This window comes from Frankia alni ACN14a (assembly GCF_000058485.1).
GTDB classification, from domain to species: domain Bacteria; phylum Actinomycetota; class Actinomycetes; order Frankiales; family Frankiaceae; genus Frankia; species Frankia alni.
Genome location: NC_008278.1, coordinates 4,860,891 through 4,880,484 on the forward strand (window position 1 = coordinate 4,860,891; position 19,594 = coordinate 4,880,484).

Annotated in this window: 14 protein-coding genes and 1 pseudogene; 8 read left to right on the forward strand and 7 right to left on the reverse strand. The window is 73.0% G+C overall.

The features are described from left to right. Positions 1-13: 13 nt before the first annotated feature. Positions 14-1,405, reverse strand: coding sequence for a TerD family protein (locus tag FRAAL_RS19580; protein ID WP_011605598.1), 1,392 nt, complete (start codon positions 1,403-1,405; stop codon positions 14-16). Between the two features lie 250 nt (positions 1,406-1,655). Between FRAAL_RS19580 and FRAAL_RS19585 the strand changes: the two genes are divergently transcribed. From FRAAL_RS19585 to FRAAL_RS19595, 3 genes are all read left to right on the forward strand, one after another. Beyond that, positions 1,656-2,645, forward strand: a complete 990-nt coding sequence (locus FRAAL_RS19585) for an aldo/keto reductase (RefSeq protein ID WP_041939514.1) — start codon at positions 1,656-1,658, stop codon at positions 2,643-2,645. A 384-nt stretch (positions 2,646-3,029) separates the two neighbouring features. Then, positions 3,030-3,557: a TauD/TfdA dioxygenase family protein gene (locus tag FRAAL_RS19590; RefSeq protein WP_041939515.1), complete on the forward strand. Its 528-nt coding sequence runs from the start codon at positions 3,030-3,032 to the stop codon at positions 3,555-3,557. A gap of 272 nt (positions 3,558-3,829) precedes the next feature. Next, positions 3,830-5,326: an HNH endonuclease gene (locus FRAAL_RS19595; protein ID WP_157892155.1), complete on the forward strand. Its 1,497-nt coding sequence runs from the start codon at positions 3,830-3,832 to the stop codon at positions 5,324-5,326. 29 nt (positions 5,327-5,355) lie between these two features. On the opposite strand, the gene FRAAL_RS19600 is transcribed toward FRAAL_RS19595, so the two are convergent. Further along, a complete protein-coding gene (locus FRAAL_RS19600) occupies positions 5,356-5,925 on the reverse strand; it encodes an Ntn hydrolase family protein (RefSeq protein ID WP_041939516.1) in 570 nt (189 codons plus the stop codon). 204 nt (positions 5,926-6,129) lie between these two features. Here FRAAL_RS19600 and FRAAL_RS19605 point away from each other — a divergent pair, with 204 nt between their 5' ends. Then, positions 6,130-6,909 carry a sporulation protein gene (locus tag FRAAL_RS19605; protein ID WP_041939517.1) on the forward strand — a complete coding sequence of 260 codons (780 nt, stop codon included), beginning with the start codon at positions 6,130-6,132 and terminating at the stop codon, positions 6,907-6,909. A 175-nt stretch (positions 6,910-7,084) separates the two neighbouring features. Next, positions 7,085-7,795 (forward strand): methyltransferase domain-containing protein, encoded by a 711-nt coding sequence (locus FRAAL_RS19610; RefSeq protein ID WP_157892156.1) that lies wholly within the window; start codon positions 7,085-7,087, stop codon positions 7,793-7,795. A gap of 704 nt (positions 7,796-8,499) precedes the next feature. On the opposite strand, the gene FRAAL_RS19615 is transcribed toward FRAAL_RS19610, so the two are convergent. Next, positions 8,500-8,925, reverse strand: a complete 426-nt coding sequence (locus FRAAL_RS19615; RefSeq protein ID WP_041939518.1) for a GNAT family N-acetyltransferase — start codon at positions 8,923-8,925, stop codon at positions 8,500-8,502. Between the two features lie 363 nt (positions 8,926-9,288). Here FRAAL_RS19615 and FRAAL_RS36175 point away from each other — a divergent pair, with 363 nt between their 5' ends. Then, positions 9,289-9,861 carry a GNAT family N-acetyltransferase gene (locus FRAAL_RS36175; RefSeq protein WP_372667069.1) on the forward strand — a complete coding sequence of 191 codons (573 nt, stop codon included), beginning with the start codon at positions 9,289-9,291 and terminating at the stop codon, positions 9,859-9,861. Between the two features lie 99 nt (positions 9,862-9,960). On the opposite strand, the pseudogene FRAAL_RS19620 reads toward FRAAL_RS36175, so the two are convergent. The 4 genes and pseudogenes from FRAAL_RS19620 to FRAAL_RS19635 all read right to left on the reverse strand — a co-directional run. Next, positions 9,961-11,964, reverse strand: a pseudogene (locus tag FRAAL_RS19620) (S9 family peptidase); the annotation flags it as partial. Further along, entirely contained in the window at positions 11,961-13,745 is a 1,785-nt protein-coding gene (locus tag FRAAL_RS19625) for an N-acetylglutaminylglutamine amidotransferase (protein WP_041939519.1), read from the reverse strand. The gene FRAAL_RS19625 and the pseudogene FRAAL_RS19620, both read right to left, overlap by 4 nt. A 280-nt stretch (positions 13,746-14,025) precedes the next feature. Continuing rightward, positions 14,026-16,602, reverse strand: coding sequence for a carboxylate--amine ligase/circularly permuted type 2 ATP-grasp protein (locus FRAAL_RS19630; protein WP_011605610.1), 2,577 nt, complete (start codon positions 16,600-16,602; stop codon positions 14,026-14,028). A gap of 358 nt (positions 16,603-16,960) precedes the next feature. Further along, positions 16,961-17,926 (reverse strand): LysR substrate-binding domain-containing protein, encoded by a 966-nt coding sequence (locus FRAAL_RS19635; RefSeq protein WP_011605612.1) that lies wholly within the window; start codon positions 17,924-17,926, stop codon positions 16,961-16,963. A 123-nt stretch (positions 17,927-18,049) separates the two neighbouring features. Here FRAAL_RS19635 and FRAAL_RS19640 point away from each other — a divergent pair, with 123 nt between their 5' ends. Continuing rightward, positions 18,050-18,613 carry a peroxiredoxin gene (locus FRAAL_RS19640; RefSeq protein WP_011605613.1) on the forward strand — a complete coding sequence of 188 codons (564 nt, stop codon included), beginning with the start codon at positions 18,050-18,052 and terminating at the stop codon, positions 18,611-18,613. Beyond that, positions 18,613-19,170, forward strand: a complete 558-nt coding sequence (gene ahpD / locus FRAAL_RS19645) for an alkylhydroperoxidase, AhpD family (RefSeq protein WP_011605614.1) — start codon at positions 18,613-18,615, stop codon at positions 19,168-19,170. The genes FRAAL_RS19640 and ahpD overlap by 1 nt, the downstream gene beginning before the upstream one ends. Positions 19,171-19,594 lie beyond the last annotated feature (424 nt).

The following is a 19,594-nucleotide window of genomic DNA, read 5'->3' on the forward strand; positions in this document are numbered from 1 at the left end:
ATCGTCGCCACGCTCAGACCTCGTACGGCTGGACGACGACGAAATGACCGGCGAATCCCATGAACTGCAGGGCCAGGGCCTCCCCGCTGCTGCCCGCGTAGATCTGCCGGGAGATCCGCACCTGCGTCGAGACGCTGACCCGCATCCCGGTCGTCCACGCGACCAGCGCGTTCATGTCCGCGAACGTCGGGCCCTGCACGGGCAGGGTCATCGGCGACCCCTTGGTCATGACGACCACCGAGCCCGGCCCGGAGACCTCGAAGTGGAACAGACCGCCGCCGGGAATGCCGGCGCTCTCGATCCGGCGCACCTCGGTGCGGACGGTGGCGTCCATCGCCAGCAGGTTCTTCGCGTTGATGCACAGCGACGAGCTGCCGAGCTCGACGATGTGCAGGTCCGCGGCGTCCTGGGCGAGGAAGACCTCGCCGGATCCCTTGCAGGTCATGAGCTTGAGGCTCTGGCCGGTCAGCTTGCCCTCGATGAGGCCGCGCAGCCCGCCGCCCTTGTAGTCGAACTCGACGTTGCCCTGGTAGGCGACCATCGACCCGCGCAGCGCCAGCGCGTCCGGACCGAGGGTGACCTTGACCAGTTTGCCGTTCTGCTGGGTCCAGCGCCCGGCCGTCGGCACCTCCCGGTACGGGGCGAGGCTGTTCATCGCCCCCGGCGGGGTCGGCTGGACCTGCGACGGCAGCGGCTCGGGACCCCCGAAGGCCCCCACCGGCGGCTGGGCGCCGGGCATGCCGGCGGGCACCGGCGCGCCGCCGTAGGCCGGCGCGGGTTGGCCACCGCCGTAGGCCGGCGCGGGTTGGCCCGGCGCAGCGGGCGGCGGGGTGGGCGCCTTGCGCTGATCATGGCGGGGCGGCGCGGGCGGCGGCTCCTCCTCGGCGACCTCGCCGCCGTAGGAGCGGATGAGCTCGGCGAGGCCGCCCTGGAAGCCCTGGCCGATCGCGGCGACGCGCCACACGCCCTTGCGGTAGACGTCCCCGATCATCACCGCCCGTTCGGTGGTGAAGTCGGCGCCGGTGAAGGAGTAACGCAGCACCTCGGCGCCGCCGACGACGATGCGCAGGTAGCCCGACGTGATCGCGGCGGCGCTGCCCGCGCCGTCGAGCGCCGCGCAGAACGACAGCCGGCCGATCGAGGCGGGCACCCGGTCGAGGCTGACCCGGAACGCCTGGGTGTCCCCGGACTGCGGGCCGAGGAGCTCGACGGACTTCTCCGGCGAGGCGGGCTGGTTGAAGAAGACGAAGTACCGGTCGTCGGAGAGGCGGTCGTCGCCGTCCAGGCCGAAGCAGGACACATCCCACTCCCCCGGCGCGTTGATCTGGATCCCGACGTACAGGTCGGTGCTCTGGGTGACCGCCGAGAGCTGCGCCTTCTGCCCGCGGCTGAACTGGGTGACCAACGCGCTCCCTCCACTCGCCTGCCGCCGCCCCGGCGCCTGCCACGACGGCCGGCGGCCCGGCCCACCACCTGCGCCCGCATCCGCACGAATCGGACTGCGGGCAAGGTAGCAGCTACCCACCTGCCCAGCCGAACACGCCGGGCACGCGGACGCTGTCGCCCACGGGACACCACGCGCGCGTCACCGTGGCAGGTCACCAGCGTGACACCTCCTGTCGCCTCCCGCGGGGAGGTTGGCGTTCACTGGGCGCATGCGCTACGTGGAGGGCTCCGTCACCACCAGCCCGAAGAGGATCTCCAAGATCGGCCTGGGCACCTGGCAGTTCGGCTCCGGGCAGTGGGGGTACGGCAGCCGCTACGCCGACACCGACGCCGCGCTCATCGTCCGCCGGGCGCTCGAGCTCGGGATCACCCTGTTCGACTCGGCCGAGGTCTACGGCCTGGGACGCAGCGAACGCATCCTCGGCGCAGCGCTGGCCGCGGTCCCCGGCGCGCTCGACCGGGCATACGTGGCGACCAAGCTCCTGCCGGTCGTGCCGGTGGGCCCGGTCGTCGAGCAGCGCGCGGTCGCCAGCGCGCACCGCCTCGGCGTGCGCCATCTCGACCTTTACCAGGTTCACCAGCCCAACCCGGCGATCCGGGACCGCTGGACGATGCGGGGCATGACCGCGCTGCGGTCCGTGGGCCTCGTCGGGGACGTCGGGGTCAGCAACTACTCGCTGGCCCGCTGGCAGGAGGCCGACGCGGCGCTCGGCGCGCCGGTGCTGTCCAACCAGGTGGAGTACAGCCTGGCCCGGCCGCGCCATGGCGCGGCGCTGCTCGACTTCGCCGCCCGCGAGTCCCGGATCGTCATCGCCTGGAGCCCGCTCGCCCAGGGCCTGCTGGCGGGTCGCTACGACGTGACCACCCGGCCGAGCGGCCGGGTCCGGGCCGCCAACACGCTGTTCGGGACCGAGAACCTCGCCCGGGCGACGCCGCTGCTCGACGTGCTGCGCGAGGTCGCGGCCGCGCACGGGGCGAGCCCCGCCCAGATCGCGCTGGCGTGGACGATCCGCCATCCGCAGGTCGTGGCGATCCCGGGGGCGTCCGGCGTCGACCAGGTGGAGAGCAACGCGGCGGCGGCCGACATCGACCTCGCCGCCGACGAGTACGCCGCGCTCAGCGCCGCCGCCGACCGCTTCACCCCGGTCGCCGGCCCCCGCGCACTCGCCGCACTGGCCGTGGAGCGCCTGCGTCGCTGACCCACTCACGCCCCCATGCCACCCCCGCCGCAGGGCCACCCGCCGCAGGGCCACCCGCCGCAGGCCCACCGTGCCGCCGACCAGCCGCACCCTCGATCGCACCTAGGTCGCGTCTGTGATTGTGATCAGGCGGCGTGTCGGCGCCACCCGACCCCGGACCGTCGAGGCATCGCCGTGGGAACGTCTGGTCATGGGCGCCGGGGTCGTCGGTGACGTCGGGCTCACCTCCGACGGCGCCGGCCCGGTTCCGCGGAACCGCCAGGACCATGCCAGCGTCGTCGCGGTGGCAGGTCGCGCCGCAGGGCACGGTCCCGCGGAAGTAACTACACGCCCTAGTGATCACGCAGCGTGACAGCGGATCGATACGGACATCGTCAGCCACGAGTGGCCGGCCCGCCCGGACCGATCGCCACGGCAGCCGACAGCCACGACAGCGCCAACAGCCACGGCAGCGCCAACAGCGCTGGTTCCAACGCGTTGCGCGTCCGCCCTCTGGGGCCGGTCCTCGGCGCCGAGATCGACGGACTCGATCTCGCGGCCCCGGTGCTGCTGTTCCACAGTCAGTCGATCGACGCCGTGCCGCAGCTCGCCCTGGGTCGCAGTCTCGGCTCGATCCTCGACTTGGCCGCCTCCAGCGACCCCGACCATCCCGGGGTCCGCCTCGCGAACACTCTGCGCCAGCCGGTCCGACGCGGCGACGACTGCCCGCTGCTGGCCCGCCCGGTGGTCCGGACCCATCCGGACCGTGTCCACGTCGGGGCAGGGTTCCACCGCGGCGCAGGCGCAGCGCACGGTGGTCGACGTGACCGGCCGGTCGGTCCGGATACCGGGCCAGATCACCCGGGTCGCGACTACTCCTACCAGCTCTCCGACGCCCAGATCCGCTCGATCCTGAACCCCGCCGCCACCTAGCGGAACAGCTCACAGCCGTAGATCGACTCCGTTTGGCTCGGGTTCCGCGGAACTCTACGATCGCCTGTTGCTCTCGATCCCCACATGGCCGCCGGGGCAGGGGCTCGGGTCCGCACGGTGGTGTGTGGCGGTGTTCCGCGGAACATCAGGGGCCTTCCCGGACCGCCGGGATCCAACCCGCCCCGGTTGATCCTGTGGTGGGTTCTTGTCGGTGCCGGGTGCGACGATGCCGGCGTCCGTTGACCGATGACATCTCTGGCCCGGTGATCCTGATGAGCACAGCGTCCACGTCCCCTCCTCCCCTGCCGTCCCTCCCGTCGTCGGAGGTGTCCGCGCTGATCGGCGTGGATGTCGAGGCGGTGCCGTTGGAGGAGGTGGAGGAGGTGATCTGCCGGTGGGCGGGGCGGATCTCGGCGGCGACGTGTGGGTGGCTGCTGGCGGTGGCGGCGTTCGATCGGCGTGAGGGCTGGTCGGGGGTCGGGATGGGTTCGTGTGCGCACTGGCTGGCGTGGCGGTGCGGCCTCGGCCTGCGCACCGCCCGCGAACAGGTCGCCACCGCCCGGGCGTTGGAGGGCCTTCCGCTGATCCGGGCGGCGTTCGCGGCGGGCATGCTGTCGTATGCGAAGGTCCGCGCGGTGACCCGGGTCGCCGATTCCGCGACCGAAGGCATGTGGCTGACCCGGGCTCGACGCTGCTCGGCGGGGCAGATGGAACGTCTCGTCCGTTCCTACCGGCAGGCCAACGGGGACCCGAAGACCCGTCAGGCGGCACGGCGGGTGACGTGGACGTTTGACGGCGACGGGATGCTGCGTCTGCGTGCGGTGTTGTCCGCGGACGAGGGTGCCCGGCTGATCGCGGCGTTGAACGCCGCCCGGACCAGCCTGGAGGACACCGCCCCCCTCGCCCCCGACCACCCCCCAGCCGACGGCGAAGCATCAGACGGCGAAGCCGCGGGCGGCACCGGCACCGGCACCGGCGATGCGGGTGCGGGTGATGCGGTGGGCGATGGGATGCCGGCGGACGGGGAGAGGGTCGGGGCGGGGCGGGATCGCCAGCGTGACGCCGACGCGCTGGTCGCGTTGGCTGACGGGTTCCTCGACCGGCCCGCTCCGGGCCTGATGAGCCCCGGGCACACCCTGACCGTGCACCTCACCACCCAGACCGCCGGCGACACCCCGACAGACGACGCCACCATGGCCGCCGATGATGCAGGAGAGGGGCTGTGGGGGGTGGCGCGGATCGGGACCGGGGCGTGGGCGCAGGTCGACGGGGGCGTCGGGCTGTCGCGGCACGTTCTGGAGCGTCTGGGTTGCGACGGGCTGATCCGCGCCCTGGTCACCGACCCTGACGGCAACCCGCTGCACCTTGGCCGGCGGCACCGTTTCCCCGGACAGCGCCTTCGTGACGCCGTCTACCTGCGCGACCAGGGCCACTGCCAGTACCCGGGCTGCGGGCACACCCGCTGGCTGCACCTGCACCACCTCACCTGGTGGGGCCGCGGAGGCGACACGGACATCGATCGGCTGCTGCTGCTCTGCTCGACCCATCATCGGGCGGTGCACGACGAGAACATCAGCCTCGGCCGGGACGCGGGTGGCACCGTCACCGCACGCACTGTCGACGGCCGGGTTCTCGTCGGAGCACCACCCATCGTTCCCGGGCCGCAGCCGGCGGGGATCCTCGCCCGCGCCACCCGCCACGTCGAGTCCATCCACGCACTCCGCCAACGCCGGAGGCGGCCCGCCAAGCCGGGGACAACGCCAGCATGACCGCGCACCGCTGATCCCACCGACGGTGGTCAGCCGGCGTTGACGGAGCCGTCGGGGGCGTAGACGTCGTCGGAGGAGACGATGTGGAACGGCGGGCAGACGCCCGTCGAATGGTGGGCGGCGGCCTCCAGCGCGAGCTGCACGCGCTGCTCCGCGTCGAGGCCGCGGGTGCTGTGCAGGGAGCCGCAGGCGTACTCGTCGCCGCTGCCGACGGCGTAGTAGTCGTCGACGCTGCGGCCGATCTGGTAGTCCGAGTCGATGCGGTAGAGGTGCCCGCGGATCCCGACGAGGAACAGCCCGCCGCTCTCGTTGCCGGAGTCGTTGCGCGCGAACCCGCCGTCACGCAGACAGTCACGCACGACCGCGATGAAGTCGGTCGCCATGAACCGGTCGAGGTCCCAGTCCTGGGGCACGGGCGGGACGAGGCTGTAGCGGAGCAGCTGGCCCATCCGGAACGAGTCGGTGAAACCCATGATGAACTCACCGTTACGGAACACCTTGGTGTCCGCGCGCACGGTGATGGACCAGCCGGCCACACCGGCGCTGTCCCCACCGATCACGACCCGGCCGTCCTGCTGAACCCCGACGATGCAGGTCACGAAGCGGAATGGTACCGGTTCGCCCCGCAGGCGGATGCCCCACCCCGTCGGCGTCCTCCACCTTCGTCACGGACTGTCCCGAGCGTCCCGACCGATGTCACCTTGCCGACCTGCGGCTGTTTCCCTTGGTCGGGCTGTCGTAGAGATGTGAGAGCGTGTCCGGCGACGGCGCCGGGATCAGTCGACGAAGGGGACGGACGCACGATGGGGATGAAGCGGTTCATGTCGCGGCTCGGCGTGGGGGCTGCCGAGGTCGAGACCGTGCTGGACCGTCCGGAGACGCTGCCGGGTCAGGTCGTGACCGGCACGACGACGATCTCCGGCGGCAAGGTCGACCAGGAGGTCGAGAAGGTCCTCGTCGCCCTGGAGGCGACCGTCGAGGTCGAGCGGGACGACTCGACCTGGTACGAGCAGGTCACCTTCGGCACCCAGCAGGTCGGCGGGGGCTTCACCATCCATCCGGGCCAGCAGATCAGCGGCCGGTTCGAGCTGCCCGTGCCGTGGCAGACGCCGATCACCGACGTCGGCGGCTGGCACCTGCACGGCATGAAGATCGGCGTGCGGACGAAGCTGTCGATCTCCGGCGCGGTCGACCCGGGCGACCTGGACCCGGTCGGCGTGCATCCCCTGCCGGTGCAGGAGGCGGTGCTGGCGGCGCTCGGCGACCTCGGTTTCCACTTCAGGTCCGCGGACGTCGAGAAGGGCCGGCTGCACGGCTCCGACCTGCCCTTCTACCAGGAGATCGAGCTCAAGCCGGCCGGCGAGTACGCCCGGCGGATCTCCGAGCTGGAGGTGACCTTCCTCGTCGACGGCGCCGGGATGGACGTCGTGCTCGAGGCCGACCGCCGCGGCGGGCTGCTGTCCTCCGGCCGCGACGAGCTCAGCCGCTTCCGCCTCGCCCACCACGACACCGACCGGCACGCCCTCGCCGGCCTGCTCCACCAGCAGCTCGAGCACCTCGGCCGCCGCCGCGGCTGGTTCTGATTCGGCCAACGGCCGGGGATCACGCCGACGGCCTGCTGCGCACCCTTCCACCAGCCGTGGTCGTCGACGATGAGCACGCCCTCGAATAGCCGGACATCGTCCCGTCTCGGGTGGTACCAATAGTGGCCGGCCCGACACGGTTACGACAACGCCGACGCGAGAGCGGGGGATGCGGGTGAACCTGGCGGGGTTTGTCCGGCGCGGCAAGGCGGCCGCCCGGGCGACGGTGCGGGGGGCGAACCGGCAGAGGCACCCGGTGCGGTGGGGGAATCTGCGCCGGACCAGCCCGTTCTCCGCCTGGTACGGCAGCGAGCGGGGGCGGCCGGTCGACCGGCACTACATCGACGGCTTCATGGCCGCCCACCGCGCCGACTACACCGGCAACCGGGTGATGGAGGTGAAGAACCCCCATTACAGCACCCTCTACGGGGCGCCGGCCGAGCTGACGATCGTCGACATCGACGCGGACAATCCGGATCTCACCCTGCACGCGGATCTGAACAAGGTGGGGAGCCTTCCCCCGCAGGCCTACGACTGCGCGATCGTCACCCAGGTCCTCCAGTACGTGGATCCTCAGGCGGCGTTGGCGAACCTCTGGCAGTCCCTTGCCCCCGGCGGCGTCCTGCTCCTCACCGTCCCCGCCCTCGCCCGGCTCGATCCCCACGACCGGGACTCGGATCTGCGCCGGTGGACCCCCGCGGGGCTGCACGCCGAACTCACCGCGGCCGGCCTGCCCGGTGATGACGTGCGCGGCCATGGCAACGTCCTGGCCGCCGTCTGCGCGCTGCAGGGTCTGACCGTGGAGGACGTGACGGTGGCGGAGTTGGACGTGGTGAACCTTGACTTTCCCCTCACCGTGTCCGCACGAGCGGTAAAGCCGTCCTGATCGACATCGCCTCAAGGGCAGGTTCCACGCAAGCCGCCGTTGACGTAAGACAACGCGATCGGCTCGCCGTGTCGGTGCCGCCCGCCCACCGTAACCGCCCCTGCTCCGTGAGCAGCTCAGTCCTTGGTGTCGTTCGTCCTCTTGCCCGACACATAGTTGATCCATCGACCGGCTTAATCAAGTTGTCGTCATACCGCGTCGCCGCGACCAGGCCATTCGGATACGTCTGCGACGTCAGCTTGCCATCGGCGTTGTAACCCGCCGTGAACGTCGACGACGCGCTACCAGCACCGACACCGAGACCCGTCAGCAGGCCACGATGCTCCCCCGAACCACCGTCGTCAATGTAGGTGTAGGTGTACGTGCCCTTGCGTCGTTCACCGTCGCGATGCGGCCGTCGATGTCGTACGTGGTCGCCGCGGTGTTGCCGTCGGCGTCGGCCTGCGAGGTCACCTGGCCCCACGAGTCGTAGCCCGTGGTGAGCGTGACGCTGTCCGCGGTGGTCGCCGCCGGCAGACCCGTCGACGCGTCGAAGGCGTAGGTGGCCGTCGGGATCGTGCTGCCACGCCGAACGCTCCCTGCCTCGACGCGGATCCGTGCCGACGGCCCCGACCGGGACAGCGCACCCCCTCGACGGTGCGCAGGCGATCCGGTCAGGACGCGTCCCGGTAGGTCACGGCGCCGTTTCGGACCTGCTCGGACGACTACACGCGGCGGGTGAGGTGGAAGGCGGAGATGGAGTAGCCGGCGCGCAGGGCGAGGCGGTGCGCCTCGTGGCGGTGGGTGTCGGCGTCGAGGTGGATGTGTTCGCAGCCGAGGCGGCGCGCCTCCCGCTCCGCCCAGGCGAGCAGTCGGGTGGCGTGGCCCCGGCCGCGCGCGGCGAGCAGGGTCGTGAGGTCGTCGACGGCCAGGTACCGCCCGGCGGCCAGCGAGTTCACCTGGCGGAAACCGAGCGCGGCGGCGACCCGGCCGAGCTCGCCGTCCCAGGACGCGACGAGTCGGTACCCCTCGGGCCGCTGCACCTCGTTGACGAGCCGGACGAACCCCGTCGACGTCAGATGCGGACGCAACTGGCGCATGGGGTCGAATGCCAACCAGGTCCGCTCCGCCTCCAACTCCTCGATTTTCACGGGCCGTATTGTGTCAGTGCCATCAGGTGATGTGTGTGCGGAGGTCCAGCCGGAACCGATGGAGTCGGTCACCGCGGCCCCGCCGCCGGTCCCGGCGGGCGCGTCACGCCCGGCCACCAGGGCCTGCGGATCCGTCCGATGCGGTCCTTCGCCGCCGCGGCGACGTCCGGAAAACGATTCGCCGCCGGGCGCCGCGGCGGGCTACTCTGCTGCGGCCATCGGTCCGCCGGTCGACGGTGAACGGTCGGCGGTTGCGGCCCGCGGCGCGCGAGTGACGCCCTGGTGACGCCGGCACGAGGTGGAGTCCGGGGCGGGGTCCTGGGCGGGGTCCGGGGCGGGGTGAGTGGCATGGAGGACAGCGGGATGGACGTCCGCGGTCGGTCGCCGGCCGGGATCGTCGCCGAGCCGGTGCTGCGCGGCCCGCGGCTGGTCCTGCGGCCGCTGACCGTGGCCGGCATCGGCGCGCTGCGCGACGGGCGGTGCGGCGAGCTGGAGTCGCTCACCGGCACCCGGATCACCGCCGGCATCCAGCCGCCGCCCCTGCTCGACGCCGCCCTCGGCCCGGTCCGCGGCCGGTCGCTGACCGAGTCGGCGGCCGCCGGTTGGTGGACGTGGCTGGCCGTCGAACGGTCCACGGGCACGGCCGTCGCCTCACCCGGCCTCGGTGGCCCACCCGACGCCGACGGCTGCGTCACCTTCGGCCAGGCGACGTTCGCCGGACACACCGGACGCGGCTACGCGGTCGAGAGCGGCTGCCTGCTGCTGGACTGGGCCTTCCGCGAACCTCGGGTGCGCCGGGCGCTGATGACCCTGCCACCCCACGCCGCAGTGGCGCTGGCGGTCGCCGCCCGCCTGGGCTTCGCCGCCATCGGCCGGGCCGACGACGACGAGGTGGGCGAGCTCGTCCTGCTCGAACGAACCTGCCGGACCACCTGAACCGTGCCCGGCGGGCGGGGCGGGCGGGGCGGGCGGGGTGGACGAGGCGGGCGGGGCGCTGCGCGGCTGCGGCAGCCGCGGGGCGAGCAGGTGCGCGGCCAGCCAGTCGACGGCGGTCCGGACGAACCGGACCCGGTTGGCAAGCTCGACCACCTCGTGCCCCTCGCCGGGGAACAGCAGGTAGCGGCAGTCGACGCCACGGGCGGTGGCCGCGGCCACCGTCTGCTCGGCCTCGATCAGCGGGACGTTGGTGTCGTTCTCACCGTGGACGACGAGCAGCGGCGCCGCCAGCGCGCTCATCCGATGCAGCGGCGACAGCGCGCGCAGCAGCGCGGGCTGCGTGGCCGGATCGCCGTACTTGGTCACCGCGGAGGCCGCGATCCACGGCTCGGTGTGCTGGTAGAACGTCTCCAGGTCGACCATGCCGCAGACGTCCACGCCCACGCGGAACAACTGCGGGAAGTGCACCAGGGCGGCCAGCGTCAGGTACCCGCCGTAGGAGCGCCCCGCGATCCCGACCCGCTCCGGGTCGGCCAGGCCGGTGTCGACGAGATCCCGCACGCAGCTCGCCACGTCCTCGATGCCGTCGAACCGGCGGTGGGCGTGATCGGCCTCCTCGAAGGCCCGCCCGTACCCGGTGGAGCCGCGCACGTTCGGCGCGAACACCGCGATCCCGCGGGCGAGCAGCGCGTGGAACAGCGGGTTGAACGTCGGGCGTTCCTGGGCCTCGGGTCCACCGTGCAGGTACACCAGGGTCGGCAGCGGGCCCGGGGGCACCGGCGGGCGGTACCACCAGCCGGCCAGCTCCCGACCGTCATGCGCGGTGAGGGTGTGCGGCACGGGGCGCACCAGTTCCGCCGGCCGGGTGGGAGCGTGCGAGACCAGACATCGGTAGCGGGCGAACTCGGGCGCGGGCTGGCCGGCGGCGGCCCGGGCGGTCAGATCGCAGGTCCACAGCTCCCCGGGGGTCGCGGCGCCGTCGAGGGCGAGGACCAGCTCCCGGCCGCCGGGACGGGCCAGCAGGGCGGTGACGACGTCGCGGGGCGGTGCCGGCAGCGGCCGGCTCCGGCCGCTCGGCAGGTCGACGAGCGTGAGCTCGCTGCGTCCCGCCACGTTCCAGACGACGACCGCCCGCTCGCCCCCGCCGAGCAGGGCGAACCGTTCCACGTCGGCGTCGGGACGCTCGGCGATCACCACCGTGGAGCCGGGGGCGTCCACGGGGACGTCGAGCAGGGCGGCCCGCTCCCGGCCGAGGTCGGTCACCAGCAGCACCCGGCGCCCGTCCGCGGTGAAGCGGCCGGTGAGGACGGTCGCGGTGCCGCCGGGCAGCTCCCACGACGAGTGGGCCGCACCGCCGCCCGCCGGCGGGGTGAGCCGGACGTCGACGACGATCGCGCGGCGAACGCCGCGCGGCCCCTCCCGCAGCAGCAGCCGGTAGGCGCCGACCAGCGGGTCGCCCCCGTGATCGAGGGCGACGAGGTCGACGAGGTCGCAGACCTGCAATGCGACGCCCTCGGCGAGCCGGGCCCGCCGGCCGTCGAGACCGACCAGCACGGCGGCGGTACGCCCGGTCCGGTCGGCGCGGTCGGACTCGGTGACGACGAGGGCGAGCCCGTCGGCGGTCCAGCGGGCCGGCACGGCGGCACGGCCGTCCCCGCCGGCCAGGCGGCGTGGGCCGCCGCCGTCGGCCAGGCTGCGCGGTCCGCCGCCGTCGGCAGCGACGACACGGACCTCGGTGAGCTCCCCGCCGCCGGGCGCCACGTGCACGGCGATCAGGTCCCCCGCGGGCGACCAGAGCGCGGCGCGGACATGCCCCGGGCCGGTGTCCACGCGACGTGGCCGACCGTCGGCGTCCTGGATCCACAGCGCGGGCCCGGCCGGGCCGTCCGCGACGTAGGCGAGCCGGCCGCCGGGGGCGAGGGCGGGCGCCCGCACCCCCTCGGCCGCCACCCAGGCCCGCACCAGATCCGACGCGCCGGCCCGACCGGCACGCCCGGGCCTGGGGATGCGGATCACGTTCCCCAAGGTCACATCGCCCCCTGACGTCACACCATCGCCCAACGTCACGTCACTGCCTAGCGTCACGTCACTGCCTAGCGTCATGTCACTCCCTGGGTCTGGAGCCACATCTCGAGCAGCGCGGCCTGCCAGAGGGCGTTCGCGCCGAGGGTCGTGCGGTTGTCGTTCGGGGCCGCCAGCATCGCCTGGATCCACGCCGGGCGGAACAGGCCGCGGGACTTCGCCGCCGGGTCGGTGAGCGCATCGCGGACCCGGTCGAGGAACGGGCCGTCCAGGTGGCGGATCGCCGGCACCGGGAAGTACCCCTTGGGCCGGTCGATGACGTCGACGGGCATGAGCGGACGGCCGATGTCCTTGAGCACGCCCTTGCCCCCGGAGGCGAGCTTGAGCTCGGGCGGGCAGGCCGCGGCGAGCTCGACCAGCTCGTGGTCGAGGAAGGGAGTGCGCGCCTCCAGGCCCGCGGCCATCGTCATGTTGTCGACCCGCTTCACCGGGTCGTCGACGAGCATGACCGTCGAGTCGAGGCGAAGGGCGGCGTCGACGGAGGTCTCGGCGCCCGGTCGGGCCATGTGGGAGGCGACGAAGTGCCGGCTGGCGTCGGCCTCGATGAGGTGGTGCGGCTCGACCATCGCGGGCATGTCGCGGTGCGGCCGGTCGGCGAAGACCCGCAGGTAGGCGTCGACGGTCTGGTCGCGTGGGACGCCGGCCAGCGGCGGATACCAGGAGTAGCCGGCGAAGACCTCGTCGGCGCCCTGCCCGGACTGCACGACCTTGACGTGCCGGGAGACCTCCTGCGAGAGCAGGTAGAACGCGACGCAGTCGTGGCTCACCATCGGCTCGCTCATCGCGGCGACGGCGGCGTCGACGGCGGGCAGCAGCCGGTTGCCGGGCACCCGGATCTGGTGGTGGTCGGTCTCGAAGTGCCGGGCGATGATGTCCGAGTAGGCGAACTCGTCGCCGGACTCGCCGCCGGCGGCCTCGAAGCCGACGCTGAACGTCGCCAGGCCGTGCTGGCCGGCCTCGGCGAGCAGCGCGACGATCAGGCTGGAGTCCAGCCCGCCGGACAGCAGCACCCCGACGGGCACGTCGGCGACCATCCGCCGGCGCACCGCCAGGCGCAGCCTCTCGGCGATGGCGTCCTGCCAGTCGCGGGCGGTCCAGTCGGCGCGCGCCGGGTCGCGGGTGAAGTCCGGGCTCCAGTACACCTCGTCGGTCCAGGTCCCGTCGGGCTCGACGACCCGCACGGTGGCGGCGGGCAGCTTGCGCACCCCGGCGAGGATGGTGTGCGGCGCCGGCACCACCGAGTGGAACGACAGGTAGTGGTGGAAGGCGACGAGGTCGATGTCCGAGGAGACGCCGCCCCCGGCGAGCAGCGCGGGCAGGGTGGAGGCGAAGCGCAGCCGTTCGGCGTCGGCGGCGAGGTACAGCGGCTTGATGCCGAGCCGGTCGCGGGCGAGGACGAGCCGGCCGGTGTCGCGCTCGGCGACCGCGAAGGCGAACATGCCGGCGAAGTGATCCACGCACCGGGTGCCCCAGTGGTGGTAGGCCTTGGCGATCACCTCGGTGTCCGAGGTGGAGAAGAAGCGGTAGCCGGCGGCGGCCAGCTCGTCGCGCAGCTCCCGGTAGTTGTAGATGCACCCGTTGAACACGAGGGTCAGGCCCAGCTCGCTGTCGACCATCGGCTGGGCGCCACACTCGGACAGATCGATGATCTTCAGGCGACGGTGGCCGAACGCGACCGGCCCCGACGACCACACCCCGGCGCCGTCCGGGCCCCGCGGCACCATGGTGGCCGTCATCCGTACCACCGCGTCGACGTCCGCTCCCCGGCCGTCGAACCTCAGCTCACCACTCAGCCCGCACATGTGCACTCCCGTCGATCTGTCAGAACAGGCGAGATCCATTCCCCGAGCAGTCCTGCCCGGCATGAGGGTGCACGATCGTCCGTCCACCTTCGACGCCGGAGATTTCAGCCTCGTGTCCCCGCGGTTGCGACCGAGGACCGCTTCGCCCGCCCGGAACTCCCGCCCGCCGGCACTGGCCCGCCGGCACGTCGTCATGCCCCGCCGAGAACCTCGGCGGGGTACGACGGCGGTCGTGGGTCAGCTCAGCGGTCGTGGGTCAGCTCAGCGGCCGTGGATCAGCTCAGCGGCGCGGGATCCAGGTGTCCTTGGAGCCACCGCCCTGGGACGAGTTGACGATGAGGCTGCCGGGCGGGGCCACCCGACTCAGCGCCGCGGGCACGACGACCGGCTCGACGCCGGCGTAGACGAACACCCGCAGGTCCACCGCGCAGGGCTCCAGGTGGCTGTCGTGCCAGGTCGGATGGGTGGACAGGGCGACCACCTCCTGGCCGATCCAGCGCCGCGGGTCGGCCAGGATCTGCTCCCGGACGGCGGTGAGCTGGTACGGCTCGGCGTGCGGGCCGATCACGACGCCGGAGCCGCCGAAACCGTCGACCGGCTTGACGACGAGCTGGTCGAGGTTGGCCAGCACGTGCTCGCACTGCTCCGGATCGCCGCAGACGTAGGTCGGCACGTCGTCGAGGACGGGCTGCTCCCCGAGGTAGTAGGTGACCATCCGGGGCACGTAGGCATAGACGACCTTGTCGTCGCCGATGCCGTTGCCCGGTGCGTTCGCGACGCTCACCTGTCCGGCGCGGACCGCACGCAGCAGCGCCGGGCCGAGCGGGGCGCCGTCCGCGCCCGGCGCGGCGAACAGCTCGTCCTCGTCGATGCGCCGGTAGAGGACGTCGACGCGGCGGCGGCGGCCGTCGTCGACCCGGTAGGCGACGTCGTCGTCGACGAGCAGCGCCCCCGGTTCGACCAGCGGTACCCCCATCTCCTCGGCGAGCATGGCGTGCTCGAAGTAGGCGGAGTCGGCCGGCCCGCTGGTCAGCACGGCGACGGCGGGCTCGCCGGTGACGGCGGGCGGCGCCGCGGCGACGAGTGCGTCGTGCAGCAGCGCGGGCACGGTGCCCAGCCGCAGGATGCCCGGCGGCGGCCCGAGCTCGGGCAGCACCGACTCGGCGAGCCGGCGGCCCTCGACGGCGTAGGCGATCCCCGACGGCACCCGCAGGTTGTCCTCGAGCACCAGCCAGCCGCCGTCCCCGCCGCGGACGAGGTCGATGCCGGCGGTGGTGATCCGGATCGCGTCGCGGCCGGGGGCTCGGCCGCCGTGGCGCAGCCCCGGGGCGTCGTTGACCACCCAGGGCGGGACGATGCCGTCCGCGACGGCGGCCCGTTCGCCGTAGACGTCGTGCAGGAACGCCTCCAGCGCGCGGACCCGCTGGCCGAGCCCCCGGCCGAGCACGGCCCAGTCGTCGGCGGCGACGATGCGCGGCACGATGTCGAAGGGGAACGGCCGGCTCGCCGAGTCCCCGTTGACCCGGAACGTGATGCCCCGGTCGGTCTGCTCGGCCTCGCGGGCGCCGACGCGTTCGTCGAGGGTGTCCGGGCCGAGCCGCTCCAGGGTGCGCATCACCGCCCGGTACTGGGGGCGCACGGCGCCGTGCTCGTCGACGACCTCGTCGTAGCCGGCCGGCTGATAACGCTCCAGCAGGATCGGCGCGATCTGGTCGGGCGCCGACACCGCGGGCGCGACCCCGAGCGACGCGCCGGCCGGCGGCACGTCGCGGGTCTCGGCGAGGATCAGGTCGGCGACGTCGGTGAGCAGGCCGCGGCGGGCGAACGCCCGGCGCTGGCGCAGCGCCGAGCTGCCCCGACCGGCCGCCTGCTCGGCGAGGTTGTCGATGAGCTCCCAGTCGTCGTAGCGCTCGAGCTGGGGGCGCACCTCCTCCAGCATCCGGCGCAGCATGGCCCGCGCGGGCACGGGGCCCGCGCCGAAGATGTCGACGAGGTCGCCCTCCAGCCCGGAGCGGGCCGCCCGCCAGGTCGCCGCCCGCAGCAGCTCGGCGCGCGGGGGCGGGGCCTGGCCGCCGGCCTCGATCTCCTCGATCGCCCGGCCCACCAGGGCCCGGAACAGCCCGGCGATGAGGATGACGTTGTCCACGTCCGGGCAGGCGTCGCAGATACGCAGCTCGACGGTGGGCAGGTGGGCCGAGGGGCGGACGTCGAAGTACACCATGCCCGGGTCGCTGATCACCCCGGACTTGATCAGATCCGCGATGAGCTGGTCGTACTCGGCGGCGGTCTGGAACGACCCGGCGACGCCCGCGGTGGGCCAGCGCTGCCAGACCAGCGTGCGCATGCTCGCGTAGCCGCTGTCGGCGCCGAGCCAGTACGGCGAGCTGGCCGACAGCGCCAGCAGCATCGGCAGCCAGGGGGCGGTCCAGGCGACGACGGCCATGGCCAGGTCGCGGTCGGCGACGTCGACGTGCACCTGGGCGCCGCAGATGAGCTGCTCCCGGGCGACGATCTGGTAGTCCTCGGTCATCTGCTCGTAGCGGGCGTCGCGGGAGACGTCGAGCAGGTCCATGTCGAGGATCGGCACGGTGCCCGACGCCGCCGGCCCGAGACCCAGCTCGCCCGCCGCCTCGGCCAGCCGGCGGCGCAGGTCCAGCAGGTTGGATCGCAGGGCCAGCAGATCGACCGTCGGCTGACTGTTCGTCTCGACGACGGATTTCAACAGTTCCGGTGAGAAGGAGTCCTTGTCCAGCCGCTGCAGTATTTCCTCGGCCCGGGGAACAAGTTGGCGGGTGGTGAGATCGAGGATGTGAAACTCCTCCTCGACGCCGACGGCCACGTTCCGTGCGTCGCTCATGGCGGCCTACGCTACGGCCGGCCGGTTACGCATGCATGACACGGACGTATCTCGCATACCGGCGATCGGGGCATACCTCGGCACGGGCACGTGCACCACCTTTGTCTGGTCGGCGTCCCGACCCCAGCCAGCCGTGGCGCCGCGACCCACCTGTGTGATCGCCCCGGTCCGACCCGTCGGCCGGACGCCGGCGGCAGCCGGTCGCGGACGTTGTCTTGTTGTCCCGTCGGCCGTCAATAAAACGTGACGAAGCCCGCAGCATTGCTCCGGGGAGGAGCGGGGACGAAGAGAAGCCGAGCGCTCAACGAAAGCGCTCGGAGACGCAGCGGATCGGGCCGGAGTGTTCACCCGGCGAGGGTTACCCAGGATTTCCCGCCGGAGCTGGAACCGACACCGTAACCGGGCTGAGGTCCAGGTCCGTCCCGGGCAGCGCGGCGCGGACCTCCGTGGCCAACAGCCCCCAGTCCGTGACGCGCGCCGAGGTCGACCGGTGGGCCAGGCCGATGCGCCGGTGCGGCGCCGGGCGGCGGAAGGTGGCGACCGCGAGGCCGCGTCCCTCCCCCACCTCGACGGCGACGGCGGCGGCGGGCAGCAACGTCAGCCCCAGCCCGCCGGCGACCATCTGGACGATCGTCGACAGGCTGGCCGCCCGCAGCGTGGCCCGCTCCCGCGCCCCGGCCTCCCGGCAGACGTCCAGCGCCTGCGCCCGGAAGCAGTGCCCGTCCTCCAGCAGGAGCACGTCCTGGCCGGCGAGCCCGGCGACGGGTACGGCGCTGCCGCCGGCCAGCGGATGCTCGGCGGGCGTCACGAGGACGAAGTCCTCGTCGTAGAGCGGGATCTCGGCGATGCCCGGCTCGTCGTTGGGCAGCGCGAGCAGTGCCAGGTCGAGCGCGCCGCCGCGCAGCTCCGCCAGCAGGGCCGCGGTCTGCGCCTCGCGCAGCCGCAGGCGCGCCTGCGGCCAGCGCGCGCGCAGCGTGGGCAGCAGCCGCGGCAGCAGGTAGGGCGCGACCGTGGGGATGACGCCGAGCCGGATGTCGCCGGTCAGCGGGGCGCGGGCCCGCACCGCGACCTCCGCGATGTCGTCGACCGCGCCGAGCACCCCCCGGGCCCGCGCGACGATCTGCTCGCCCACCGCGGTGAGCAGGACGCTGCGCGTGGTGCGCTCGACGAGCTGGACGCCGAGGGTGCGCTCCAGCGCCGCGACCGCGCTGGACAGCGTCGGCTGGCTCACGTGCAGCGCCGCCGCCGCCCGGCCGAAGTGCCGATGGTCGGCGACGCCGACGAGCGCACGCAACTGGGTGAGCGTCGGCTGCGGAGTAGCCATAGACCGAGGCTATCAAACTTGCCGAATCTTTCGATTTCCCTTCTGAGTCGACGGTCGCAAGAGTGGGCTCTGCCCGGCCACCACCGCAGACCCGAACGTCACCGCAGAGAGGACCACCTCGACATGCTCACCGTCGGCGACACCTTCCCCGCCTACGATCTGACCGGCGTCGTCTCCAACGACCCCGACACCGCCTTCGTCCGGGAGACCGCCACCAGCCGCCCCGGCACGTGGCGCGTCGTGTTCTTCTGGCCGAAGGACTTCACGTTCGTGTGTCCCACCGAGATCGCCGCGTTCGGCCGGCTCAACGACGAGTTCGCCGACCGGGACGCGCAGGTCCTCGGCGTGTCCACGGACAGCGAGTACGTCCACCTGGCGTGGCGGCAGAACCACCCGGACCTGACCGACCTGCCCTTCCCGATGCTCGCCGACATCCGCAAGGACCTGACCGCCGCCGCCGGGGTGCTCGGCGACGACGGGGTGGCGCAGCGGGCGACCTTCATCGTCGACCCGGACAACGTCATCCAGTTCGTCATGGTCACCGCGGGCAGCGTCGGGCGGAACCCGGCCGAGGTCCTGCGGGTGCTCGACGCGCTGCAGACCGACGAGCTGTGCCCCTGCAACTGGCAGAAGGGCCAGGCGACGCTGGGCGCCGCCGCGCCCACCCCGGTCGAGGTGGCCGCCTGATGACCGTCGCCCGCCTGCGGGAGCTGCTGCCCGACTACGCCCGCGACCTGCGCCTCAACCTCGGCTCGGTGACCAGCCAGTCGAACCTGTCCGCCCAGCAGTTGTGGGGCACGGTGCTCGCGGCGGCCATCGCCAGCCGCGGGCGCACCGTGCTGGTCGAGCTCGAGCCCGAGGCGCTCGACCACCTGAGCGCCGAGGCGGCCACCGCGGCGCGCACGGCGGCGGCGCTGATGGCGATGAACAACGTCTACTACCGCAGCCTGCACCTGCTGGAGGACGAGGAGTACTCCCGGCTGCGGGCCGGGCTGCGGATGAACGCCCTCGCCAACCCCGGTGTCGACAAGGTCGATGTCGAGCTCTGGTCGCTGGCGGTCTCCGCGGTCAACGGCTGCGGCCGCTGCCTGACCGCCCACGAGCACGAGCTGCGCGGCCGCGGGGTCGCCCGCGAGGTGATCCAGGACGCGATCCGGGTCGCCTCGGTCGTGCATGCGGTCGCGGTGACCGTCGAGGCGCTGGAGACCTCCAGCGGCACCAACCGGGTCGCCGCCGCGGACTGAGGCCGCGATCCGCCGGCGCCGCGTGATCGGCGTCCGCCCGCGTGCGTCGGACCGCGACTGGCTGTAGTCGATGCCGAGATCGGTACCGTCGGGTCCTTGCCGGGCATACTGGCGCGCCTTCTCGTCGCGCGTACCACGCCGCGGTGACGGGCGGGACGACATCCCTGGTCAACGAGGTCGCGGCCGTCGCATCTCAGGATCCGGCCGCGCCGACCCACACCGAAGTGATCAGCTCGGTACGCGGATGGCACGCCGACAATCTTATGCACTCTGAGTAACAGAGTACGGATCACACCGTGGTACTCCCCCGGCCCCGCCCACCCCAGGTTCCGGCACGCTGCCACAATGCGACTTTGTAAGCACGGTTCGTAGCCAACTCATCGCAGTGACCACTATCCGTACATCATCAGTCGCAGCCCGAAAC

Excerpts from the sequence above, each read along its gene's own strand:
- FRAAL_RS19635 (WP_011605612.1), bottom strand. The coding sequence starts at position 17,926 with ATGGCTACTCCGCAGCCGACGCTCACCCAGTTGCGTGCGCTCGTCGGC.
- FRAAL_RS36175 (WP_372667069.1), top strand. The coding sequence starts at position 9,289 with ATGGACGTCCGCGGTCGGTCGCCGGCCGGGATCGTCGCCGAGCCGGTG.
- FRAAL_RS19585 (WP_041939514.1), top strand. The coding sequence starts at position 1,656 with ATGCGCTACGTGGAGGGCTCCGTCACCACCAGCCCGAAGAGGATCTCC.
- FRAAL_RS19595 (WP_157892155.1), top strand. The coding sequence starts at position 3,830 with ATGAGCACAGCGTCCACGTCCCCTCCTCCCCTGCCGTCCCTCCCGTCG.
- ahpD (WP_011605614.1), top strand. The coding sequence starts at position 18,613 with ATGACCGTCGCCCGCCTGCGGGAGCTGCTGCCCGACTACGCCCGCGAC.
- FRAAL_RS19630 (WP_011605610.1), bottom strand. The coding sequence starts at position 16,602 with ATGAGCGACGCACGGAACGTGGCCGTCGGCGTCGAGGAGGAGTTTCAC.
- FRAAL_RS19605 (WP_041939517.1), top strand. The coding sequence starts at position 6,130 with ATGGGGATGAAGCGGTTCATGTCGCGGCTCGGCGTGGGGGCTGCCGAG.
- FRAAL_RS19640 (WP_011605613.1), top strand. The coding sequence starts at position 18,050 with ATGCTCACCGTCGGCGACACCTTCCCCGCCTACGATCTGACCGGCGTC.
- FRAAL_RS19625 (WP_041939519.1), bottom strand. The coding sequence starts at position 13,745 with ATGTGCGGGCTGAGTGGTGAGCTGAGGTTCGACGGCCGGGGAGCGGAC.